The following is an 18,501-nucleotide window of genomic DNA, read 5'->3' as shown; positions in this document are numbered from 1 at the left end:
CAATGACTGTCGAGCTATCCGCACTGACCGCGGTTTCCCCCATTGATGGACGCTACGAAAGCAAAACCGCTCCCCTGCGCGATATTTTCAGCGAATACGGCCTGATCCGCGCGCGCGTGGAAGTTGAAGTGCGCTGGCTGCAACAACTTGCCCGCCATGAAAAAATTAACGAAGTGCAACCTTTCACCGGTAACAGTAATCAGATTCTGGATGACATCGTTGCCAAGTTTTCGGTAGAAGATGCCGAGCGTATCAAGGAAATCGAACGCACCACCAATCACGACGTGAAGGCGGTGGAGTACTTCCTGAAAGAAAAAGTGAAAGGCGACGAACAGCTGAATGCTGTGAGCGAGTTTATTCACTTCGCGTGCACCTCTGAAGACATCAACAACCTGTCCCACGCGCTGATGCTGCGTGCCGGCCGCGATCAGGTGTTGCTACCCGCAATGAATCAGATTGTCAGTGAGATCGCGACACTGGCAAAAAACTTTGCCGACGTCCCTATGCTGTCGCGCACCCACGGCCAGACTGCCAGCCCCACCACGGTTGGTAAAGAACTGGCCAACGTGGTTGCGCGTCTGCGCCGCCAGGTAAAGCAGATTCACGAAGTGGAACTGCTGGGTAAAATCAATGGCGCCGTGGGCAACTACAACGCGCACCTGTCTGCCTACCCGGATGTGGACTGGCAACAGAACGCCGAGGAGTTCGTGACCTCTCTCGGCCTTTCCTGGAACCCCTACACCACCCAGATAGAACCTCACGACTATATTGCCGAATTGTTCGATGCTATTGCGCGCTTCAACACCATCCTGATCGACTTCGATCGCGATATCTGGGGCTACATCTCTCTCGGTTACTTCAAGCAGAAAGTGGTTGCCGGCGAAGTGGGCTCGTCCACAATGCCGCACAAGGTGAACCCCATCGACTTCGAGAACTCTGAGGGCAACCTGGGGATCGCCAATGCCGTTTTCCAGCACCTGGCGGCCAAGCTGCCGGTTTCCCGCTGGCAGCGGGACCTGACCGACTCCACCGTGCTGCGCAATATGGGTGTGGGTGCTGGCTATTCCGTGATTGCCTACGCGGCCACCATGAAGGGCCTGGGCAAACTGGAAATCAACCGCGCACGCCTGGAAGAAGATCTGAACAACGCCTGGGAAGTTCTGGCTGAGCCGATCCAGACCGTTATGCGCCGCTACAACATCGAAGAGCCCTACGAGAAGCTGAAGGCGCTGACCCGCGGTCAGGGCATCACTAAAGAAACCCTGGCGGCGTTTATCGATGGCCTGGATATGCCGGAAGAAGCCAAGCAGTCTCTGCGCGAGATGACCCCAGCTTCCTACATCGGTAATGCCGTGGCCCAAGCCAACAATATCTAAATTCCAGAAAACGACCGGGAGCGTAGCATGTCAGCGTCGGGCCAGAATACAGCAGTACAACCTCTGACCCACCTGGGCGATATGCCGGTGGAGACTTTTTTGCGGGATTACTGGCAAAAAAAACCTCTGCTCATTCGCAATGCGTTTCCCGGGTTCGAAACCCCCATTACCGGCGAAGAACTCGCTGGTATGGCGCTGGAAGAACAGATTGAATCCCGTCTGATCGAAGAGCGCGGTGCAGATGGCCCCTGGCAACTGCGCAGTGGCCCCTTCACCGAAGAAGACTTTTTCGGACTGCCGAAATCCCACTGGACGCTGCTGGTGCAGGCGGTGGATCAGTGGATTCCGGAAGTGGCGGAACTCAAAGATCACTTTCGCTTTATCCCGGACTGGCGTCTCGATGACGTGATGATCAGTTACGCCGCCGATCAGGGCAGCGTCGGTCCCCATTACGATTTCTACGACGTGTTCCTGCTGCAGGCAGAAGGCGTGCGACGCTGGCAACTGGGCCCCAAGGCGGATGCCAGCAGCCCGCGGGTAGATGGCACACCGCTGAATATCCTGCGCGACTTTGAGGCCGAAGCCAGCTGGGAGCTGGAGCCCGGCGATATGCTCTATCTGCCGCCGCAGTTCAGCCACTGGGGTGTAGCCGAGGGTGGCTGCACCACCATCTCTATTGGCTTCCGCGCCCCGTCAGCGCGCACCTTGCTGGAAGACCTGGGCGGCGAACTGGCCGCGCATCTGCCCGAGCATATTCGCTACAGTGACCAGGATCTCGCCCTGCCCGCGAACCCTGCAGAAATAGACCCGGCCACGGTCGCCCGAGTCCAGGGACAACTCAGTGAATGGCTGAAGCAGCCGGAAACCATCGCCCGTTGGTTTGGCGCCATCATGACGGAATCCAAATACCCGGAAACGGTCGCCCTGGATGCCGGCAGCGCGGAAGACTGGCGCGAGCAACTGGAGGAAGGTGGCACCCTGATTTTGAATCCGGGGTCCCGCAGCGCTTTCTCCCGCCATCCGGAACTACTGTTCGTTGACGGTGAGCCCTTCCCTGCCCCGTTACTATTTGCGGAAGCCTTTTGCGATTGCCGCACTATCGCCAGTCTCGATATCTCAGCATATCCGCAACTGGCCATGGAAAATGGCTTGATCGACCAACTGGTTTCTCAGGGCAGTCTCATTTACCCTGAGCAACTCGAATACGACGATCAGGATGATGAGTAGGAGTTCGCTTCATGAGTCTGTTTGTACGCCTCGCTGATTGGCAGACGGACCGGGATGCCATTCGCAGTATCCGCCAGAAGGTCTTTGTGGAAGAGCAGCAGGTGCCACCCGAACTGGAGTGGGATGAACTGGAGGAATCTGCCCAGCACTTTCTCGTGTATCACGAAAACAAGCCCATCGGCACAGGCCGCCTGACGGATGGGGGCAAGATTGGTCGTATGGCGATTCTGAAGGATGCCCGGGGTCTCGGTGCGGGCCTTGAGCTATTGCGTCGAATCTGCAAATTTGCCGCTCTTTCCGGGCAAAAAAATGTGTACCTGAATGCCCAGGTACAGGCCATCCCCTTCTACGAACGCGCTGGCTTTGTCGCTGCCGGGGAAGAGTTTATGGAGGCGGGTATTCCACACTTGCGCATGGAGCGCACCCTCAACGAGAAAGAACCTTGCGCAAACCTCGATGACTGGAACCGCTGACCGACGCAAACAGCTTCAGGCAGGTGCCTCGCCGAATTGCACCGCCGCAGTTGAGCTGGACAACAGCAGTGCCTGTGCACAGGCGCTCGTCCAGCTGCTATCTGAGAGTCGCCGCCGTGTGCGAATATTTTCGCAACACCTTGCACGTCCCCTCTACCATCAAAAAGATTGCGTCGAAGCGCTGTCTCAGTTCGCCCGTCGCAGCCGTCACGCACGCGTAGAAATTCTGATTACTGACAGTGATCCGCTGCTGCGCCAGCCGCATCTGCTTGTCCCTTTGATACAGCGACTCGATAGCCGTATCAGTTTGCGGAAAATACAGAACAGTAGTGAGCCCAGCGATTGGGAATTTGCGATTGCCGACGACCGCCAAAGCCTGATGATCGTCGACGCGCATCAGTGGATTGGCCAGCACCGCGCCGACGACCCGGTGAGAAACCGCAAGCTGCAGGATGTATTTGAGCAGAGCTGGCTGAATGCGCGCCCAGACCCCGCCTTTCGACGCTTCGTGCTCTAGCGCACCCCACTTGGAACGACAGGGATCTACGGTTCCATCAACCTACTCAAGTAGAAGCCCCGCGGTAACGGGGCTATGTATTTTCAACAAGCATGTGCCGTGACAGACAGGCGCCTATCGCTGGCTTGCTTTGAACTCGCGACGGCGGCGATGTAATACCGGCTCGGTGTAGCCGTTGGGCTGAGCGCAGCCATCAAACACCAGTTCACAAGCGGCCTGGAATGCAATGCTACGATCAAACTCAGGCGCCATCGGACGATATGCTGGGTCCGATGCATTCTGACGATCCACCACGGCTGCCATGCGCTCCATGGTTTCCCGAACTTGCGCCTCTGTACATATGCCCTGCTTCAGCCAGTTGGCGATATGTTGCGATGAAATCCGTAATGTCGCGCGATCCTCCATCAGTCCGACATCGTTGATGTCCGGCACCTTCGAGCAGCCAACCCCCTGGTCGATCCAGCGCACCACGTACCCGAGGATACCCTGTGCGTTATTATCCAATTCGCGCTGTATTTCAGCATCACTCCAACCGGGGCTCTCTGCGACAGGCACCGTGAGGATGTCGTCAAGACTCGCACGCTGGCGGCTTGCCAACTGGTCCTGAACGTCTGCCACCTTGACCTGGTGATAGTGAAGCGCATGCAGGGTAGCGGCTGTCGGGGAAGGAACCCAGGCTGTATTGGCACCCGCTTTGGGGTGTCCGATCTTGGCTTCCATCATCGCCGCCATCTGATCGGGAATCGGCCACATGCCTTTTCCTATCTGCGCGCGCCCCTTCAGACCTGTGGCGAGCCCGATATCAACGTTCGAGTCTTCGTAAGCGGCTATCCATTTCGACTGTTTCATTTCGCCCTTGCGGATCATCGGGCCAGCCAGCATCGAGGTATGGATTTCGTCGCCCGTACGGTCGAGGAATCCGGTATTGATGAAGACCACCCGCTCCTGCGCTGCGGCGATACAGGCCTTGAGGTTCACCGTGGTACGCCGCTCCTCATCCATTATGCCCATTTTGAGCGTATTGCGCGCAAGTCCGAGGGCGTCTTCAACCCGATTAAACAGAGTATTTGCAAACGCAACTTCTTCGGGGCCGTGCATTTTGGGCTTCACGATGTAGACACTGCCGGTGCGGGAATTACGTATTGGACCTTCGCTGCGTAAATCGTGCATCGCAATGAGGCTGGTAATCATCGCGTCGAGGATGCCCTCTGGCACCTCGTTGCCGTCCGTGTCGAGGACTGCGTCATTGGTCATGAGGTGGCCCACATTACGCACGAACATCAGGCTGCGCCCCGGCAGAGTGAACTCGCCACCTTCAGCGCCCTTGTAATCCCGGTCGGGGTTCAGGGTGCGCACCACGTCGCGGCCACCCTTTTTCAGTGTTTCCCGCAGGTCACCTTTCATCAAGCCCAGCCAATTGCGGTAAACGATGACCTTGTCTTCCGCGTCCACTGCGGCAACCGAATCTTCGCAATCCATAATGGTGGTCAGCGCCGCTTCCATAAGGATGTCTTTTATCCCGGCGCTATCTGTTTTCCCAATGGGGCTGTCGCGATCGATCTGGATCTCGAAATGTAGACCGTTGTGCTCCAGCAGGATGGCTTCCGGTGTATCTTGGGCACCGCGATAGCCGCGATACTGGCGACTGTTTTGCAGGGTTGATACTTTGCCGTTTTGCAACTCGGCTTCCAGCAGAGACCCGTTGATCCGGTACGCCGACACGTTCCTGTGGCTGGCGCCATTCAGCGGTGCCGCCTCATCGAGAAAATCCCGTCCGAACTCTATTACTTTACCGCCGCGTACCGGGTTGTATTCTGCGGATTTCTCCGCGCCATCAGCCTCACCGATTACGTCAGTGCCATATAGCGCATCGTAAAGGCTTCCCCAGCGCGCATTGGCCGCGTTCAGCGCATAGCGCGCATTCATGACCGGCACTACCAGTTGTGGACCAGCCATTGAAGCGATTTCCGTATCCACGTTTTCAGTTTTTGCACTGAAGTCGGCCGGTTCGTCTACCAGGTAGCCAATTTCTTTCAGAAAGGATTTGTAATGATCGAGGTCACGATACCCTCTCGGGTTGTCAGCGTACCACTGGTCCATCTGCGCCTGAATCTGATCGCGTTTAGCCAGCAATTCACGATTGACCGGTGCCAGGTCGTTGACGATTTTCTCGAATTCCGCCCAGAACGCTTCCTCTTTGACACCGGTACCCGGAATCACTTCATTCGCGATCAATGCGTGCAGTTCTGTGGCGATCTGCAGACCGCCGATACGGACTCTTTCCGTCATGGTTGACCTCTTGGTACTGGTGGAGTGCTGCGGCATTCTAAACATGGCAACACTCATATCACTAATTTATCGCTGGAATCTTCACTATTCGGGAAATGAATTTTACTCTAGGCAGCCTATAGCTGTCGGCCCACATCCAGAATCAATCGGCGCATCCAGCGGTGGGGGGCGCTCTGCTGAAGCAATGGGCTCCAGGCCATTTTCAGCTCCAGGGGCGGTATTTTCAGAGGGGGCTCGCGCAGAACTACCCGTGGATTACTCGACGCCAACTGGGCCATTCGTGTCGGTACAGTGACGATCAGGTCACTCTGCTCCGCGAGCAACATGGCAACCTGATAGTGGCGCGTAAATACAGAAATGTCGCGCTTGCGCCCGAGTCGGCCGATGGCCTCATCTACCCAGCCCAGGCGTTGCACATCTTCGGGATTAACTCCCACGCCAACGCCCATACCGGTTTTACTGACCCAGATGTGCTGGGCCCCCAGATAACTCTCAAGATTGTAGTCCTGCAATATCGGGTTATCTGCACGCATCACGCAGGAAAAGCTATCGCTCCAGATGGTGGCCTGGTGAAAGCTCTGGGGCATGGAGTCAAATCGGTTGATCACCATATCCACCTTGCCCTGCTCAACATCCACGAAACTCACGTCCGACGGGGTCATGATGTCTAGACTGATACCGGGAGCCCCTACCCGCAACTGTTTAAGTAAGGGAGGGATCAATGTGGATTCAGCGTAGTCGCTCGCCATGATCCGGAAGGTGCGGCGAGCATCCGAAGGTGTGAAATCCCGATTGGGCTGGATAACCTGATCAATGGCGGCGAGCGCCTCTCGCACCATGGGTTGCAGTTCCATGGCCCGTTCGGTGGGCATCATGCCCTCGCGGGTACGCACCAGCAGTGGGTCTCCAAACAGTTCGCGCAGGCGCTTCAATCCATTGCTCATGGCGGGCTGCGATAACCCCAGATGACTCGCCGCACGGGTCACGTTGCGTTCCCGTAACAGTACGTCCAGGTATACCAGGAGGTTGAGATCGGCTCTTTCCAGATTCATCGGCACACTCTCTACCGGGCTTCTTTTCCCGGTGGTTTGTTGTGGTTTTTTGGGCGCTCCGGTCATCTATTCACGCTTTGTATAGTGAGAATAATGACAATAAATTAGCCAAATTATGCCAGCACTCCTAGGATACGCACAACCTATTCGCAGTCACCGTTCAAGGGAAAATTGCCATGTCTAGCTACGCGAAAGAGATCGAAACAGCCGCCAAGCTGTGTGACGCCAACGGCAGCACCTGGGATGCCATCAGCCCGGAATCTGTTGCCCGCATGCGCTTGCAAAACAAGTTCAAAACCGGCCTGGATATCGCGCGTTACACCGCAGACATCATGCGCAAGGACATGGAGGCTTACGATCAGGACACCTCCAAATACACCCAGTCTCTGGGATGCTGGCACGGATTTATCGGCCAGCAAAAAATGATTTCCATCAAAAAACATTTTGAAGGGAATACCGATCGGCGCTACCTGTACCTGTCCGGATGGATGGTTGCTGCCCTGCGCAGTGAATTCGGCCCCCTGCCCGACCAGTCCATGCACGAGAAAACCTCGGTAGCCGCGCTGATCGAAGAGCTCTATACCTTTCTGCGTCAGGCGGATGCTCGCGAACTGGGCGGTTTGTTCCGTGAACTGGATGCGGCCCGTGAAGCAGGAGATCAGTTGAAGGCCAAGGCCATCCAGAACCAGATCGACAATCACGTGACCCATGTGGTACCGATTATCGCGGACATTGATGCGGGCTTTGGTAATGCTGAAGCGACCTACCTGTTGGCCAAGAAAATGATCGAGGCGGGCGCCTGCTGTATTCAGATCGAGAACCAGGTTTCCGACGAGAAACAATGTGGCCACCAGGACGGTAAGGTTACCGTGCCGCATGAAGACTTCCTGGCGAAGATTCGCGCAGTGCGTTATGCCTTCTTAGAATTGGGCGTCGATAATGGTGTTATCGTTGCCCGTACGGATTCTCTGGGGGCGGGTCTGACCAAGCAGATCGCGGTTACCAAAGAACCGGGCGACCTGGGTGATCAGTACAACAGCTTCCTGGATTGTGAAGAAATTGCGCCGTCGGACCTGAAAAATGGCGATGTGGTTATCAACCGGGAAGGTAAACTGCTGCGTCCGAAGCGCCTGGCTTCCAACCTCTTCCAGTTCCGCAAGGGCACCGGTGAAGCGCGCTGCATTCTCGACAGTGTGACTTCCCTGCAAAACGGTGCCGATCTGATCTGGATCGAAACCGAAAAGCCGCACGTTCGCCAGATTGGCGCCATGATGGACGAGATTCGCAAGCAGGTACCAAACGCGAAACTGGTGTACAACAACAGCCCTTCGTTCAACTGGACACTGAACTTCCGCCAGCAGGTGTTCGATGCCTGGAAAGAAGAAGGCAAAGACGTTTCTGCGTACGATCGTGACAATCTGATGAGTGCAGAGTACGACGACTCCGAACTGTCCAAAGCCGCGGACGAGAAAATCCGCACTTTCCAGGCGGACGCGTCTCGCGAGGCGGGTATCTTCCACCACCTCATCACTCTGCCCACCTACCACACTGCGGCATTGTCTACCGACAACCTGGCCAAAGAGTACTTCGGTGAAAAGGGCATGCTTGGTTACGTTGAAGGCGTACAGCGCAAGGAAATTCGCCAGGGCATCGCCTGCGTGAAGCACCAGAACATGGCCGGCTCGGATATGGGCGATGACCATAAAGAGTACTTTGCCGGTGAAGCAGCGCTGAAAGCGGCCGGTAAGGACAATACGATGAATCAATTTGGCTGAGCCGATTCACCTCTATCCCTGAGAATCGTTTCATTCACTTCCGGGCCGCATAGCGGCCCTTTTTTGTGCCTTAAAAACCTGTTTCTGCTTCAGTCACCGCTTTCCCGGTCAAGTCGCACGCTGGACCCCACTGTTCAGATACGGTCATCGAACATTGGCGGAAAAATGAACTAGGCTTTTAGTCTGATCACGCAATCTGTTCGCGGCGCTTATGTCTATTGAGTCTCCTGTCAATGGTTATGTCCTCGTCCTCAATTGTGGGAGTTCATCACTCAAATTTGCACTGATTGATCCCTCCAATGGTGATGTCACCCTCAGTGGTATCGGCGATGCTCTGGGGCAGGAAGAACCGGTGGTCAGCTGGGAAGTGCACGGGGAACGGCAGTCACATCCCCTTTCGGCAGGTGCCCGCAACACAGAAGCCATCCAGTATCTTGTGGACGAGATACTGCACTCTGCGAGTAATCTGCTTCAGCGTATTATCGCTATTGGTCATCGTGTGGTACACGGCGGTGAAACATTTTCCGGTTCCGTGCTGATTGATGACTCGGTAATCCGTGCAATACGGGACTGCGTTGCCCTGGCACCGTTGCATAATCCAGCGCATTTACTCGGAATTGAAGCGGCGACCAAGGCCTTTCCCGATTTACCCCAGGTTGCAGTTTTTGATACCGCCTTTCACCAATCCATGCCTCGGTATGCTTACATCTACGCCCTGCCCTACGCCCTGTATCGCGACCACGGAATCCGGCGCTACGGCATGCATGGTACCAGCCACCGTTTTGTCACCGACCGCGCGGCAAAACTTCTTGCGATACCCATCGAAAAAATCAATCTTATCTCTGCTCACCTGGGTAACGGTGCTTCCATAACTGCCATCGCGAGTGGAAAAAGCGTGGACACCAGCATGGGGCTTACGCCACTGGAAGGCTTGGTGATGGGCACCCGTAGTGGTGACGTGGATCCGGGGCTACTTATGCACCTCGGCGCTCGGATGGACTATTGCCTGAAAGAGATCAATGACCTGCTAAACAAGCAAAGCGGACTGCTGGGTATTTCTGAGCTCAGCAACGACTGTCGCACCCTGGAGCGGGCGGCGGCCGATGGACACGAGGGAGCGCAGCTTGCGCTGGATATCTTCTGTTATCGTCTCAGTAAATATATTGCTGCGTATCATGGCGTGCTACCAAGCGTTCATGCTGTAGTCTTCACCGGCGGTATCGGTGAGAACTCTTCCCTGATTCGGGAGAAAGTTCTGCAACAGCTCAGCGGGCTTGGATATTGTGTGAACCACACCGCGAATGAAAAGATGCGGTTTGGTGCCGAGGGAACAATTCACAAAGAAAGTGGCCTGCAGCCCGATAGGCCTGTGATGGTGATTCCCACCAATGAAGAGTGGGTCATCGCACAAGATGCCGCGCGGTTGATAGCACACATCGAGGGGCCCTGAGAATGCCCCGTACGATAATGCTGGTGCCGATAAGTGCCGGTGTCGGTATTACCTCGGTCAGCCTCGGAATTCTGCGCGCGTTAGAGCGGGATGGCATCAGCGTAAGCTTTTATAAGCCGATTTCCGAAGCGGTAAAACATGAGCGCAATCGAGACCGAAGCAATGAGATCCTTCGAAGGGCATCAAATCTGAAAGTGCCCGAATCTTTCAGTATGCAACACGCGGAGTCGATGATTGGTCATGACGACCTGGCAGACCTGCTGGAAGAAGTGCTGTCCCGTTATAACGATCACGCGCATAAGGCCGATGTTGCGATTGTCGAGGGCCTGGTGCCCAATGCCGAGAACCAATTTGCCAGCCTGCTGAATCTGCAGATAGCAAAGACCCTGGATGCAGAAATCGTTCTTGTGGTATGCCCCGAACTGGATTCAATCCAGCAGTTGAAAGATCGACTGGAAGTTGCCTTGACCACATTTGATGGCGCCAGCTCCGGGCGGGTGGTGGGCTGTATCGTAAACAAGGTAGGAGCTCCCTCTCAGGTCCCGGACGCGCCGGGGGCAGATATTACCGGGGTATTCGAGGGCCCACGAGTACGTCGTGGGAGCCTCGAAATTCTGTCTCTGTTTGGCAAGAGTCCACTGCCGATTATCGGGTGCATTCCCTGGAATGCCGAGCTGGTCGCACCAAGAGCGAAAGACCTCGCGGACCACTTCCAGGCAGAAATCATTAACTACGGTGAACTGGAGAGTCGACGACTGCACAGTGTGACCTTCTGTTCCCGCTCCTTGGGTAATATGATCTACCGATTTGAGCCGGGTTCCATGCTGGTGTCCTCGGGGGATAGGCCCGATGTCATAGTCGCAGCCTGCCTTGCGGCAATGAACGGCATCAAGATTGGCTGTCTATTGCTGACCGGTGGTTACCACATTGAGTCACAGGTCCGTAAGCTGTGCGCACCGGCGATGGAAACCGGCTTACCTGTGATACTGGTACAGAGCAATACCTGGCAGACTGCGCTGCAGCTGCAATCCTTCAACACTGAAACACCCACCGACGACATAGAGCGCATAGAAAAAGTACAGGATTTCATCGCTGGTCATCTCGACAATCACTGGCTGGAGTCACTGGGCAAAGATTCCAATCGACCGCGGCGTCTTTCTCCCCCCGCGTTTCGTTACTACCTGACAGAGCTGGCGAGACGTGCCAACAAGCGGATTGTGCTGCCGGAGGGCGATGAGCCGCGTACAGTGAAAGCGGCACTTGTTTGCGCCGAGCGCGGCATAGCGCGCCCGGTGCTGCTCGGTGACCCAAAGGAGATTCACCGTGTGGCGGAGCAACAGGGAATTGCCCTCGCCGACAAGGTCGAAATCATTGACCCAGAGAGCGCCCGCAACAAATATGTGGACGCGATGGTTGAGCTCCGCAAAAACAAAGGACTCACCGAAATCGTCGCCAAAGAGCAACTGCAGGACAACGTGGTACTCGGTACTATGATGCTGGCCGAGGGTGAGGTTGACGGACTGGTTTCCGGTGCCGTGCATACCACCGCGAACACCATTCGCCCTGCGTTACAACTGATTAAAACCGCACCTGGTGCGTCCCTGGTCTCATCCGTGTTCTTTATGCTTCTGCCGGATCAGGTGCTTGTCTACGGAGACTGCGCGATCAACCCGGACCCAGATGCAGAGGAGCTCGCAGATATCGCCATTCAGTCTGCGGATTCCGCCGAGGCGTTCGGAATCGAGCCCCGGGTAGCCATGATCAGCTATTCCACCGGTACGTCAGGGTCCGGTAGTGACGTCGATAAAGTGCGAGAAGCAACCCGATTGGCTCAGAATAAAAGACCGGACCTTGTCATTGATGGTCCACTGCAATACGACGCCGCCATTATGGAAAATGTCGCCAAAAAGAAAGCGCCAGATAGCCCGGTGGCTGGCCGTGCGACGGTATTTATTTTTCCGGATCTGAACACCGGCAATACAACTTACAAGGCGGTACAGCGCAGTGCGGATCTTATTAGTATCGGTCCTATGCTTCAGGGAATGCGCAAGCCCGTCAACGACCTGTCCCGCGGAGCCCTCGTCGATGACATTGTATATACCATTGCACTAACCGCTATTCAGGCGAGCCAGCAAAATGCCTGACTTCGGCGGAGGATACCCTGGTACACATCACGCGCTCACAGTGTCAACACTCACAGCAGTCTCCCCCAGAGGACGCCGCTCGTCGTAGAACCGGACCAGTGCGCCAGCCACGACATAGGCCTCAAGGCGATGCTCAAAGGTATCGGTACGGTTGAAGCCCATACGTTTCAGACAAGCGTGGATTGATTGAAATTCTGAGGCCTCACTCTTACAGGCTTTCAACCCTTTGCGAAGAATGGGCCACAGCTCCCAGAGCTTACGCCCTTCTTCTTTGACTGCTTTCAGAGCCACGGCGAGTCGCGCCTCTTCTTCAGTCAAATCGGTGCCCAGTGGGTAATACGGCAGCAGGCTGAGCCGGTGCCCCTGTCCAAACACGGCGTGTAGTTTTTCCGGTGTATTATTGGTAAAGGGTTTGGGAATACAGCAGTCGGCTTCTACCTTTCCCGCATCCCGGGCCTTGCCCAGTAACTCCTGTTGAAAACGGGAATCGGTGATGCACAGCATCGCTACAATCACATCGCGATCGGTCTTGCCCCGAAGATCCGCCACGCCGTATTCGGTTACCACAATATCTCGCAAATGCCGGGGAATTGTGCAGTGGGGATACTCCCACACGATGTTGCTGCAAACACGACCGCCAGAGTGGCGTGTACTGGGTACGGCAATGATGGAGCGCCCCCCGGGTAGTCCGTGCGCCTGTGCGACGAAGTTATACTGCCCCCCCACTCCACTGACGACCTTGCCATCTTCAAGGCCATCGGAGATGACCGCTCCATTTAGCGTCACCATCATTGCAGAATTGACGAAGCGAGCATGCTGTCGCTGGGCAATCTTGAGCTCGGAGCTCTTAAGCATGTCATTGATATAGTCGATGGCGGTCATATTGATTCCCGCCATATCACCAGTCGGCATCGTCCGCAGGCGCTCGTAAAGCCGGGTAGACCCCAGGTAAAAACCACCGTGCAACCAGGTGCCGCCTTTTATGGCGTTCCCTTCACAGGTACCAAGCAACCGCTTTCGGCCGCTGGACGAATGGAGATCACATTCCTCCATTTCGCCCCCCTCATCGAGGAAGCGGTGTCCGCGCCAACTGTAGGATGGATCGACAATACCCACCTCTTGTAGAAATCGTGTATCCCCTTCACTCAGTGGGCTCTTGATTCTACCGACATCACGTAGTGCCAATAGCAGTGCCTCATCAACGGTCTCTGACACCCGCCCCTCATTCAGGAGTTTTTGAAGCGCGGTATCAGGATAGACATTGCGCACCAGTACTCCGGCATCGCGCAGATGAAAGAAGCCTTCCGGAACCATTTCACTGGCACCGTACAAGCCTCGCTGGAATCGACCGGTCTCCAGAGGTAGATGACAGATGGTTGAAGGAGACTCGGCCTGTAGCGCCTCGAGAATATCGATAAAGTCGGTGTTTTTACGTTGGCGCAGCGCCAGAACATGGCATACCGCATCACCCAATGCGCCGATACCGACCTGCAATGTGCCGCCATCTTTCACCAGTGCGGCAATATGAAATGCCAATGCATACTCCGTCAGACGAACCGGTGCATTGGGCGCAGGAAAGATTTCCTGGTCAAAAACGTCGCCAGCGAGCAAAAAATCGAACTTACTCGCCGGAACACGTGCATCGCCTCCGACAAATGGAAGCTGAGGGTTAATCTCACCAACCATTGTGATATGGCCATAACGGCGCTCCTCGGCGAGCGCAAGCAACGGCAGAGTGAGATCTGGGTTGGAGCTCAAACTCAGATCACCAGAATCGTCCGGTGCCGGAGTCACCATTTGCGCAACCACATTGACACCCCGGTCGAGAAGGTCTCGGGGTACATGGGTGTAGTTTGAGCTCACATAACTCTGTTGGGCGTTGGGTGAGTTAAGGAAACTCCCAGGTTGCATGAAGAATTCACATACTTCGACATTTTTCGGTAACAGCCCACGTCGACGCGCCTGATTGTAGGCAAGGTCCTGATAGTCGGAATAAAGTCGGTCCAGCAGTGGCTGTACAAATCGCCGTTCCAGCTCGCTATGGCCGGATGGTCGCTCCAGTGTCAGCGCAGTAAAAATCGTCAGGGAAATTTCGGGATCCACTTCGGCCCGTGCGTACAGGGCATTAGCAAAATGATTCGCCTTGCCAATGCCCAGCGGTAGCCCCAGAACGATGCGTTTGCCAACTTTTTCCAAAACCGCATCAACACAGGCCTCTGCCCTGTCAAAGCAATCCGGGGCTGAAACATTAGATGCCATGAGCGCCTCGTACTGGTCAACCCTTGGCGGTTTGCTCGCCGAGGGAACCGAAATGGTCAACCTGAATTGCCTTGTCCACGGCCTCTGCCGTCGATTTTATTTGCGCCGACTCTTCATCATTGATGACACCCTTCGTCCGTGCTTGTTCCACAGCGTCCACGCTGAGCGAGCGGATACCGGCCTTTTTCATTTTTTCACGGATTGGGGCGGTCTCATGACTTTTCAGGAATGCCTGTTCGACCACATCAATACCATCGCCAGGATTTCCCAGGAATACCCCCTGGGTCAGGCGGTCGCGGGTATCAGACGGTTCCATAATCAGGTTGGCACAGGCTCGCGCCTGGCGGTCCGATGCGGCACGAATACTGTGCCCCCAGGGCATGGTAAGGAAGTGCATGAATTGCCCGACAAAACGTACAGGGAAGTTATGAAAGACTTCAATCAGGCTGACTTCGATATTGTGAAAGCCTGAGCGCATGGCAAATTCCAGTAATGGCCGGTCTTCTTTCGGACTACCGTCATCGTGAAAACGCTTGAGTGTGCAACTCATCAGATAGAGCTCACTCAATACATCCCCCAGTCGGGCCGATATCATTTCTTTCCGTTTAAGTTCGCCGCCAAGTGACATCAGTGAAATCTCGGTGACCAGGGTAAGGACCGCAGAATAACGATTCATTTGCCGATAATATTTGGCGGCATCGCCAACCCCCTTGGGGCTGCTTGCGAACAGGCCGCCGGTCCAGCCATGAAACATGGCACGGCCGAGGGTCTTCAATTGAAACAGGAAGTGTTTCGGCAGCAGAGCATCCAGTTCCTTCACACCCGCATCATTGTCAGGGTTGGTGGCAGCCTCCATTTCCTGCAGCAGATATGGGTGACAACGAATGGCTCCTTGGCCAAAGATCATCAGGCTGCGGGTTAAAATATTTGCGCCCTCGACGGTGATGGCGACCGGTACTGCCCGATAGACATTGCCCAGGTAATTCGACGGGCCGTCAATGATGGCCTTACCTGCATGGATGTCCATGGCATCATTTATGGCCTGTCGTAAACCGTTGGTCGCGTGGGCCTTCATGATTGCCGACACTACGGCGGGTTTACGACCCTGGTCCAGTGCGCGGGTAGTGGTTTTGTGCGCGGAATCCAGTACATAGGCGATACCGGCAATTTCCGCGAGACGACGCTGTACACCCTCGAATTTCCCGATCGATATACCAAACTGCTCGCGAATATGGGCGTAGGCACCGGTCGTACGGGCCGCCAGTTGCGCACCGCCGGTGGACAGGGACGGTAGCGAGATGCCTCGTCCGGCGGCCAACGCACTCATCAGCATGTGCCAACCGTGACCGATATTTTCTTGCCCGCCAATAATCCATTCCATCGGAATAAAGACATCTTTCCCCCAATTCGGACCATTCATAAACGCCTGCATTGCGGGTAAGTGGCGCTGACCGATGGTTACACCTTCTGTATCCGTGGGTACCAGGGCAACAGTAATACCAAGTTCTTCTTCTTCCCCCAGAATATGGTCCGGGTCATATAGCTTGAATGCGAGGCCAAGTACGGTGGCTACCGGGCCAAGGGTGATATAGCGCTTGTGCCAGTTCACGCGCATCCCCAGTGTCTTTTCACCCTTGTAGTCGCCGTAGCAGACCACACCGTGATCGACCATTGAAGCTGCATCGGAGCCAGCCTCCGGGCTTGTCAGGCCAAAACAGGGGATATCACGCCCGTCCGCCAGGCGTGGCAGGTAGTGCTGCTTCTGCGCGTCGGTGCCGTGGGCCATCAGTAACTCCCCGGGTCCAAGAGAGTTGGGCACCATCACTGTGACACCCACACTGGTACTGCGGGTAGAGATTTTCGTTACGATCTGCGCATGTGCCGTCGGGGAAAAGCCGAGACCGCCGAACTCCTCCGGAATGATGATCCCGAAGAATCGATTTTTCTTGAGAAACTCCCAGATCTCTTCGGAGATGTCGTGATCTTCATAGGAGATTTGCCAATCGTCGATCATCTTGCAGAGTTCTTCCACCGGCCCCTCAATAAAAGCCTGCTCTGCATCTGTCAGAGTCGGCGGCCCCATTTCGAGCAATTGATTCCAGTCCGGCTTACCCGAGAGCAACTGGGCATCCCACCATACCTCCCCCGCTTCCATCGCCGCACGCTCTGTGTCGGATATGGGCGGAAGAACCTTTTTGATCCACTTCAATAATGGGGCTGTGATCCACTTCTGACGCAGGGTACTCATTACTTATCCTTGTTGAAGTATTGATTGCAGTGCCAACGGAATGACAACAGACAGCAACTGATTTAACCGCTGCGGCGCATAAGTTGACCGCTGCCGCTATGTGCCGCGCTTGCTTGCAACTATAGGCAATCAATTACGGGTATGGTGAATATCAGGCAAGTGCCAGAGTGCCAATGCCGCAGAAAATAATCAATGCTGCGAAGACACGCTGTAGAGAAAAACGCTCGTTAAGCAGGAATACGGAAATGAGAGAAGCAAATAGGATACTCACCTCTCGGGTTGCGGCAACCGCCGCCACAGGCATCATTGATGTTGCCCACAACGCGATACCGAAGCCACTCGTGGCAAGAACACCGGAAAGTGAACTTCGCAGGAAGTGTGCTCGGGCAAAGGCGAGCCCTTTCAGAGGACGTGTCAGGAGGACCGCCAGAATGATTCCGCCTCCGGAGAGAATTTCTAGCCAGGCCACGTAACTGAGTGGGTTTTCGACACTGCGTACGCCCGCTGCGCCGAGAGTTGTATAGCCAGTAATGGCGATTCCGGTGCCAACGGAGTACAGGATGCCCATTCTGCTCACCCGCAGCTCCTTCATGATGAGTGCGAAGATACCGCAGGTCACCAGTAAGATGCCGGTCAGTTGCAGTGGCTGTAACGATTCATCAAGAAATAGCAACGCGGCAGTCGCCACCATAAGCGGGGTCACGCCCCGGGCAATAGGGTATGCGGTACCGTAGTCCAGTGCGCGATAGGACCGGGATAACAGGAAGAAATACAGATACTGAAAAAACGCTCCGCCGAGCAGGTAACCCAATGCGTTGTGCCCGGGAAGGGGTAGTTGTGTGGCAAGTGCAGCGCCTACCAGAAGGCCGACACTGCGGATCATCGCCAGCTGCAGGAAACCTTCTTCACTGTGTTTGACCACCGCATTCCATACGGCATGAGCAAGCGCAGACAGCAGGACCAGCGCAAATAAAGCAGATTCTGATATTTCCAAATTACATAAGCGGTTGGGGAGAAACTATCACACCGTTATTATCGGCGTACAAATACTCTCCAGGTTTAAAGGAGACGCCGCCAAAAGTCACCGCAATATCCCGTTCCCCGATACCCTTTTTATCGGTCTTCATTGGGTGGCTTCCCAGCGCCTGTACTCCTAACTCTAGACCAGAAATCGCATCCACATCGCGTATACAACCGTACATCAGAATCCCGGCCCATCGGTTCCGACACGCCTTTTCGGCCAGTATGTCACCGAGACAGGCCCTACGCATCGACCCTCCAGCATCCACCACCAGTACTTTGCCAGTACCATCTTCCGCCACCCGCTCACGCACCAGTGAGTTGTCTTCAAAGCATTTGATCGTGACAATTTCCCCGCCGAATGCTTCCCTGCCCCCATAGTTGATAAACATGGGCTCTACCACCTGAACCAGATCGGGAAATTCATCACACAGGTCTGGGGTAGATATCATTTTTTGGTTCATGGCAGGCTCCTGAGTCCAATCATCGTTCCTGAAGGTCATTCTATGTGGTGCCGATCATACATATTCGGCCAGCACCTCATCATAGCGATTCTCCCTTCCGGCTACAGCGCGGCAACAAAAATGCCGGGTATTACCTCTATGGATAATACCCGGCAAACAGGTCCCGCAGGCTTCCGGGAATTTCTATCCCATGGATACACATTTCCC

Annotated in this window: 13 protein-coding genes; 7 read left to right on the top strand and 6 right to left on the bottom strand. The window is 55.2% G+C overall.

What is annotated here, in order from left to right:
• Window positions 1-2: 2 nt before the first annotated feature.
• Genes purB through AU11_RS02635 form a run of 4 tightly spaced genes read left to right on the top strand, consistent with a single transcriptional unit; the run spans window position 3 to window position 3,593 of the window.
• A complete protein-coding gene (purB, locus tag AU11_RS02650; protein ID WP_043316232.1) occupies window positions 3-1,376 on the top strand; it encodes an adenylosuccinate lyase in 1,374 nt (457 codons plus the stop codon).
• Between the two features lie 27 nt (window positions 1,377-1,403).
• Window positions 1,404-2,603 (top strand): cupin domain-containing protein, encoded by a 1,200-nt coding sequence (locus tag AU11_RS02645; RefSeq protein ID WP_043316230.1) that lies wholly within the window; start codon window positions 1,404-1,406, stop codon window positions 2,601-2,603.
• Between the two features lie 11 nt (window positions 2,604-2,614).
• The gene (locus AU11_RS02640; RefSeq protein ID WP_043316229.1) at window positions 2,615-3,076 is read left to right on the top strand and encodes a GNAT family N-acetyltransferase; all 462 of its coding nucleotides are present in this window, start codon (window positions 2,615-2,617) and stop codon (window positions 3,074-3,076) included.
• Entirely contained in the window at window positions 3,060-3,593 is a 534-nt protein-coding gene (locus tag AU11_RS02635) for a hypothetical protein (RefSeq protein WP_043316227.1), read from the top strand. The genes AU11_RS02640 and AU11_RS02635 overlap by 17 nt, the downstream gene beginning before the upstream one ends.
• Window positions 3,594-3,707: 114 nt before the next feature.
• On the opposite strand, the gene AU11_RS02630 is transcribed toward AU11_RS02635, so the two are convergent.
• Together AU11_RS02630 and AU11_RS02625 are read right to left on the bottom strand one after the other, a co-directional pair.
• On the bottom strand, window positions 3,708-5,882 hold the full coding sequence (locus AU11_RS02630) for a malate synthase G (RefSeq protein ID WP_043316225.1): 2,175 nt from the start codon (window positions 5,880-5,882) through the stop codon (window positions 3,708-3,710).
• Between the two features lie 116 nt (window positions 5,883-5,998).
• Window positions 5,999-6,934, bottom strand: coding sequence for a LysR family transcriptional regulator (locus AU11_RS02625; RefSeq protein WP_043316222.1), 936 nt, complete (start codon window positions 6,932-6,934; stop codon window positions 5,999-6,001).
• Window positions 6,935-7,110: 176 nt separating this feature from the next.
• Between AU11_RS02625 and AU11_RS02620 the strand changes: the two genes are divergently transcribed.
• The 3 genes from AU11_RS02620 (at window position 7,111) to pta (ending at window position 12,303) form a co-directional block, all read left to right on the top strand.
• A complete protein-coding gene (locus AU11_RS02620; RefSeq protein ID WP_043316221.1) occupies window positions 7,111-8,709 on the top strand; it encodes an isocitrate lyase in 1,599 nt (532 codons plus the stop codon).
• A 211-nt stretch (window positions 8,710-8,920) separates the two neighbouring features.
• Complete coding sequence (locus tag AU11_RS02615; RefSeq protein WP_043316219.1) at window positions 8,921-10,159, top strand: acetate kinase; 1,239 nt, start codon at window positions 8,921-8,923, stop codon at window positions 10,157-10,159.
• Between the two features lie 2 nt (window positions 10,160-10,161).
• The gene (pta, locus tag AU11_RS02610; protein ID WP_043316217.1) at window positions 10,162-12,303 is read left to right on the top strand and encodes a phosphate acetyltransferase; all 2,142 of its coding nucleotides are present in this window, start codon (window positions 10,162-10,164) and stop codon (window positions 12,301-12,303) included.
• 27 nt (window positions 12,304-12,330) lie between these two features.
• On the opposite strand, the gene AU11_RS02605 is transcribed toward pta, so the two are convergent.
• From AU11_RS02605 to rraA, 4 genes are all read right to left on the bottom strand, one after another.
• A complete protein-coding gene (locus AU11_RS02605) occupies window positions 12,331-14,562 on the bottom strand; it encodes an acetyl-CoA hydrolase/transferase C-terminal domain-containing protein (RefSeq protein ID WP_043316214.1) in 2,232 nt (743 codons plus the stop codon).
• A gap of 16 nt (window positions 14,563-14,578) precedes the next feature.
• Window positions 14,579-16,810, bottom strand: coding sequence for an acyl-CoA dehydrogenase (locus tag AU11_RS02600; protein WP_043316212.1), 2,232 nt, complete (start codon window positions 16,808-16,810; stop codon window positions 14,579-14,581).
• 151 nt (window positions 16,811-16,961) lie between these two features.
• The gene (locus AU11_RS02595) at window positions 16,962-17,804 is read right to left on the bottom strand and encodes a DMT family transporter (protein WP_043316210.1); all 843 of its coding nucleotides are present in this window, start codon (window positions 17,802-17,804) and stop codon (window positions 16,962-16,964) included.
• A 1-nt stretch (window position 17,805) separates the two neighbouring features.
• Window positions 17,806-18,294 carry a ribonuclease E activity regulator RraA gene (rraA, locus tag AU11_RS02590; RefSeq protein ID WP_043316208.1) on the bottom strand — a complete coding sequence of 163 codons (489 nt, stop codon included), beginning with the start codon at window positions 18,292-18,294 and terminating at the stop codon, window positions 17,806-17,808.
• Window positions 18,295-18,501: the final 207 nt, after the last annotated feature.

Source organism: Microbulbifer sp. HZ11 (genome assembly GCF_000708675.1).
Classification (GTDB): Bacteria; Pseudomonadota; Gammaproteobacteria; order Pseudomonadales; family Cellvibrionaceae; genus Microbulbifer.
Note: the sequence above shows the minus strand (reverse complement) of the source record. Positions and strands in the feature narration are given on the sequence as shown.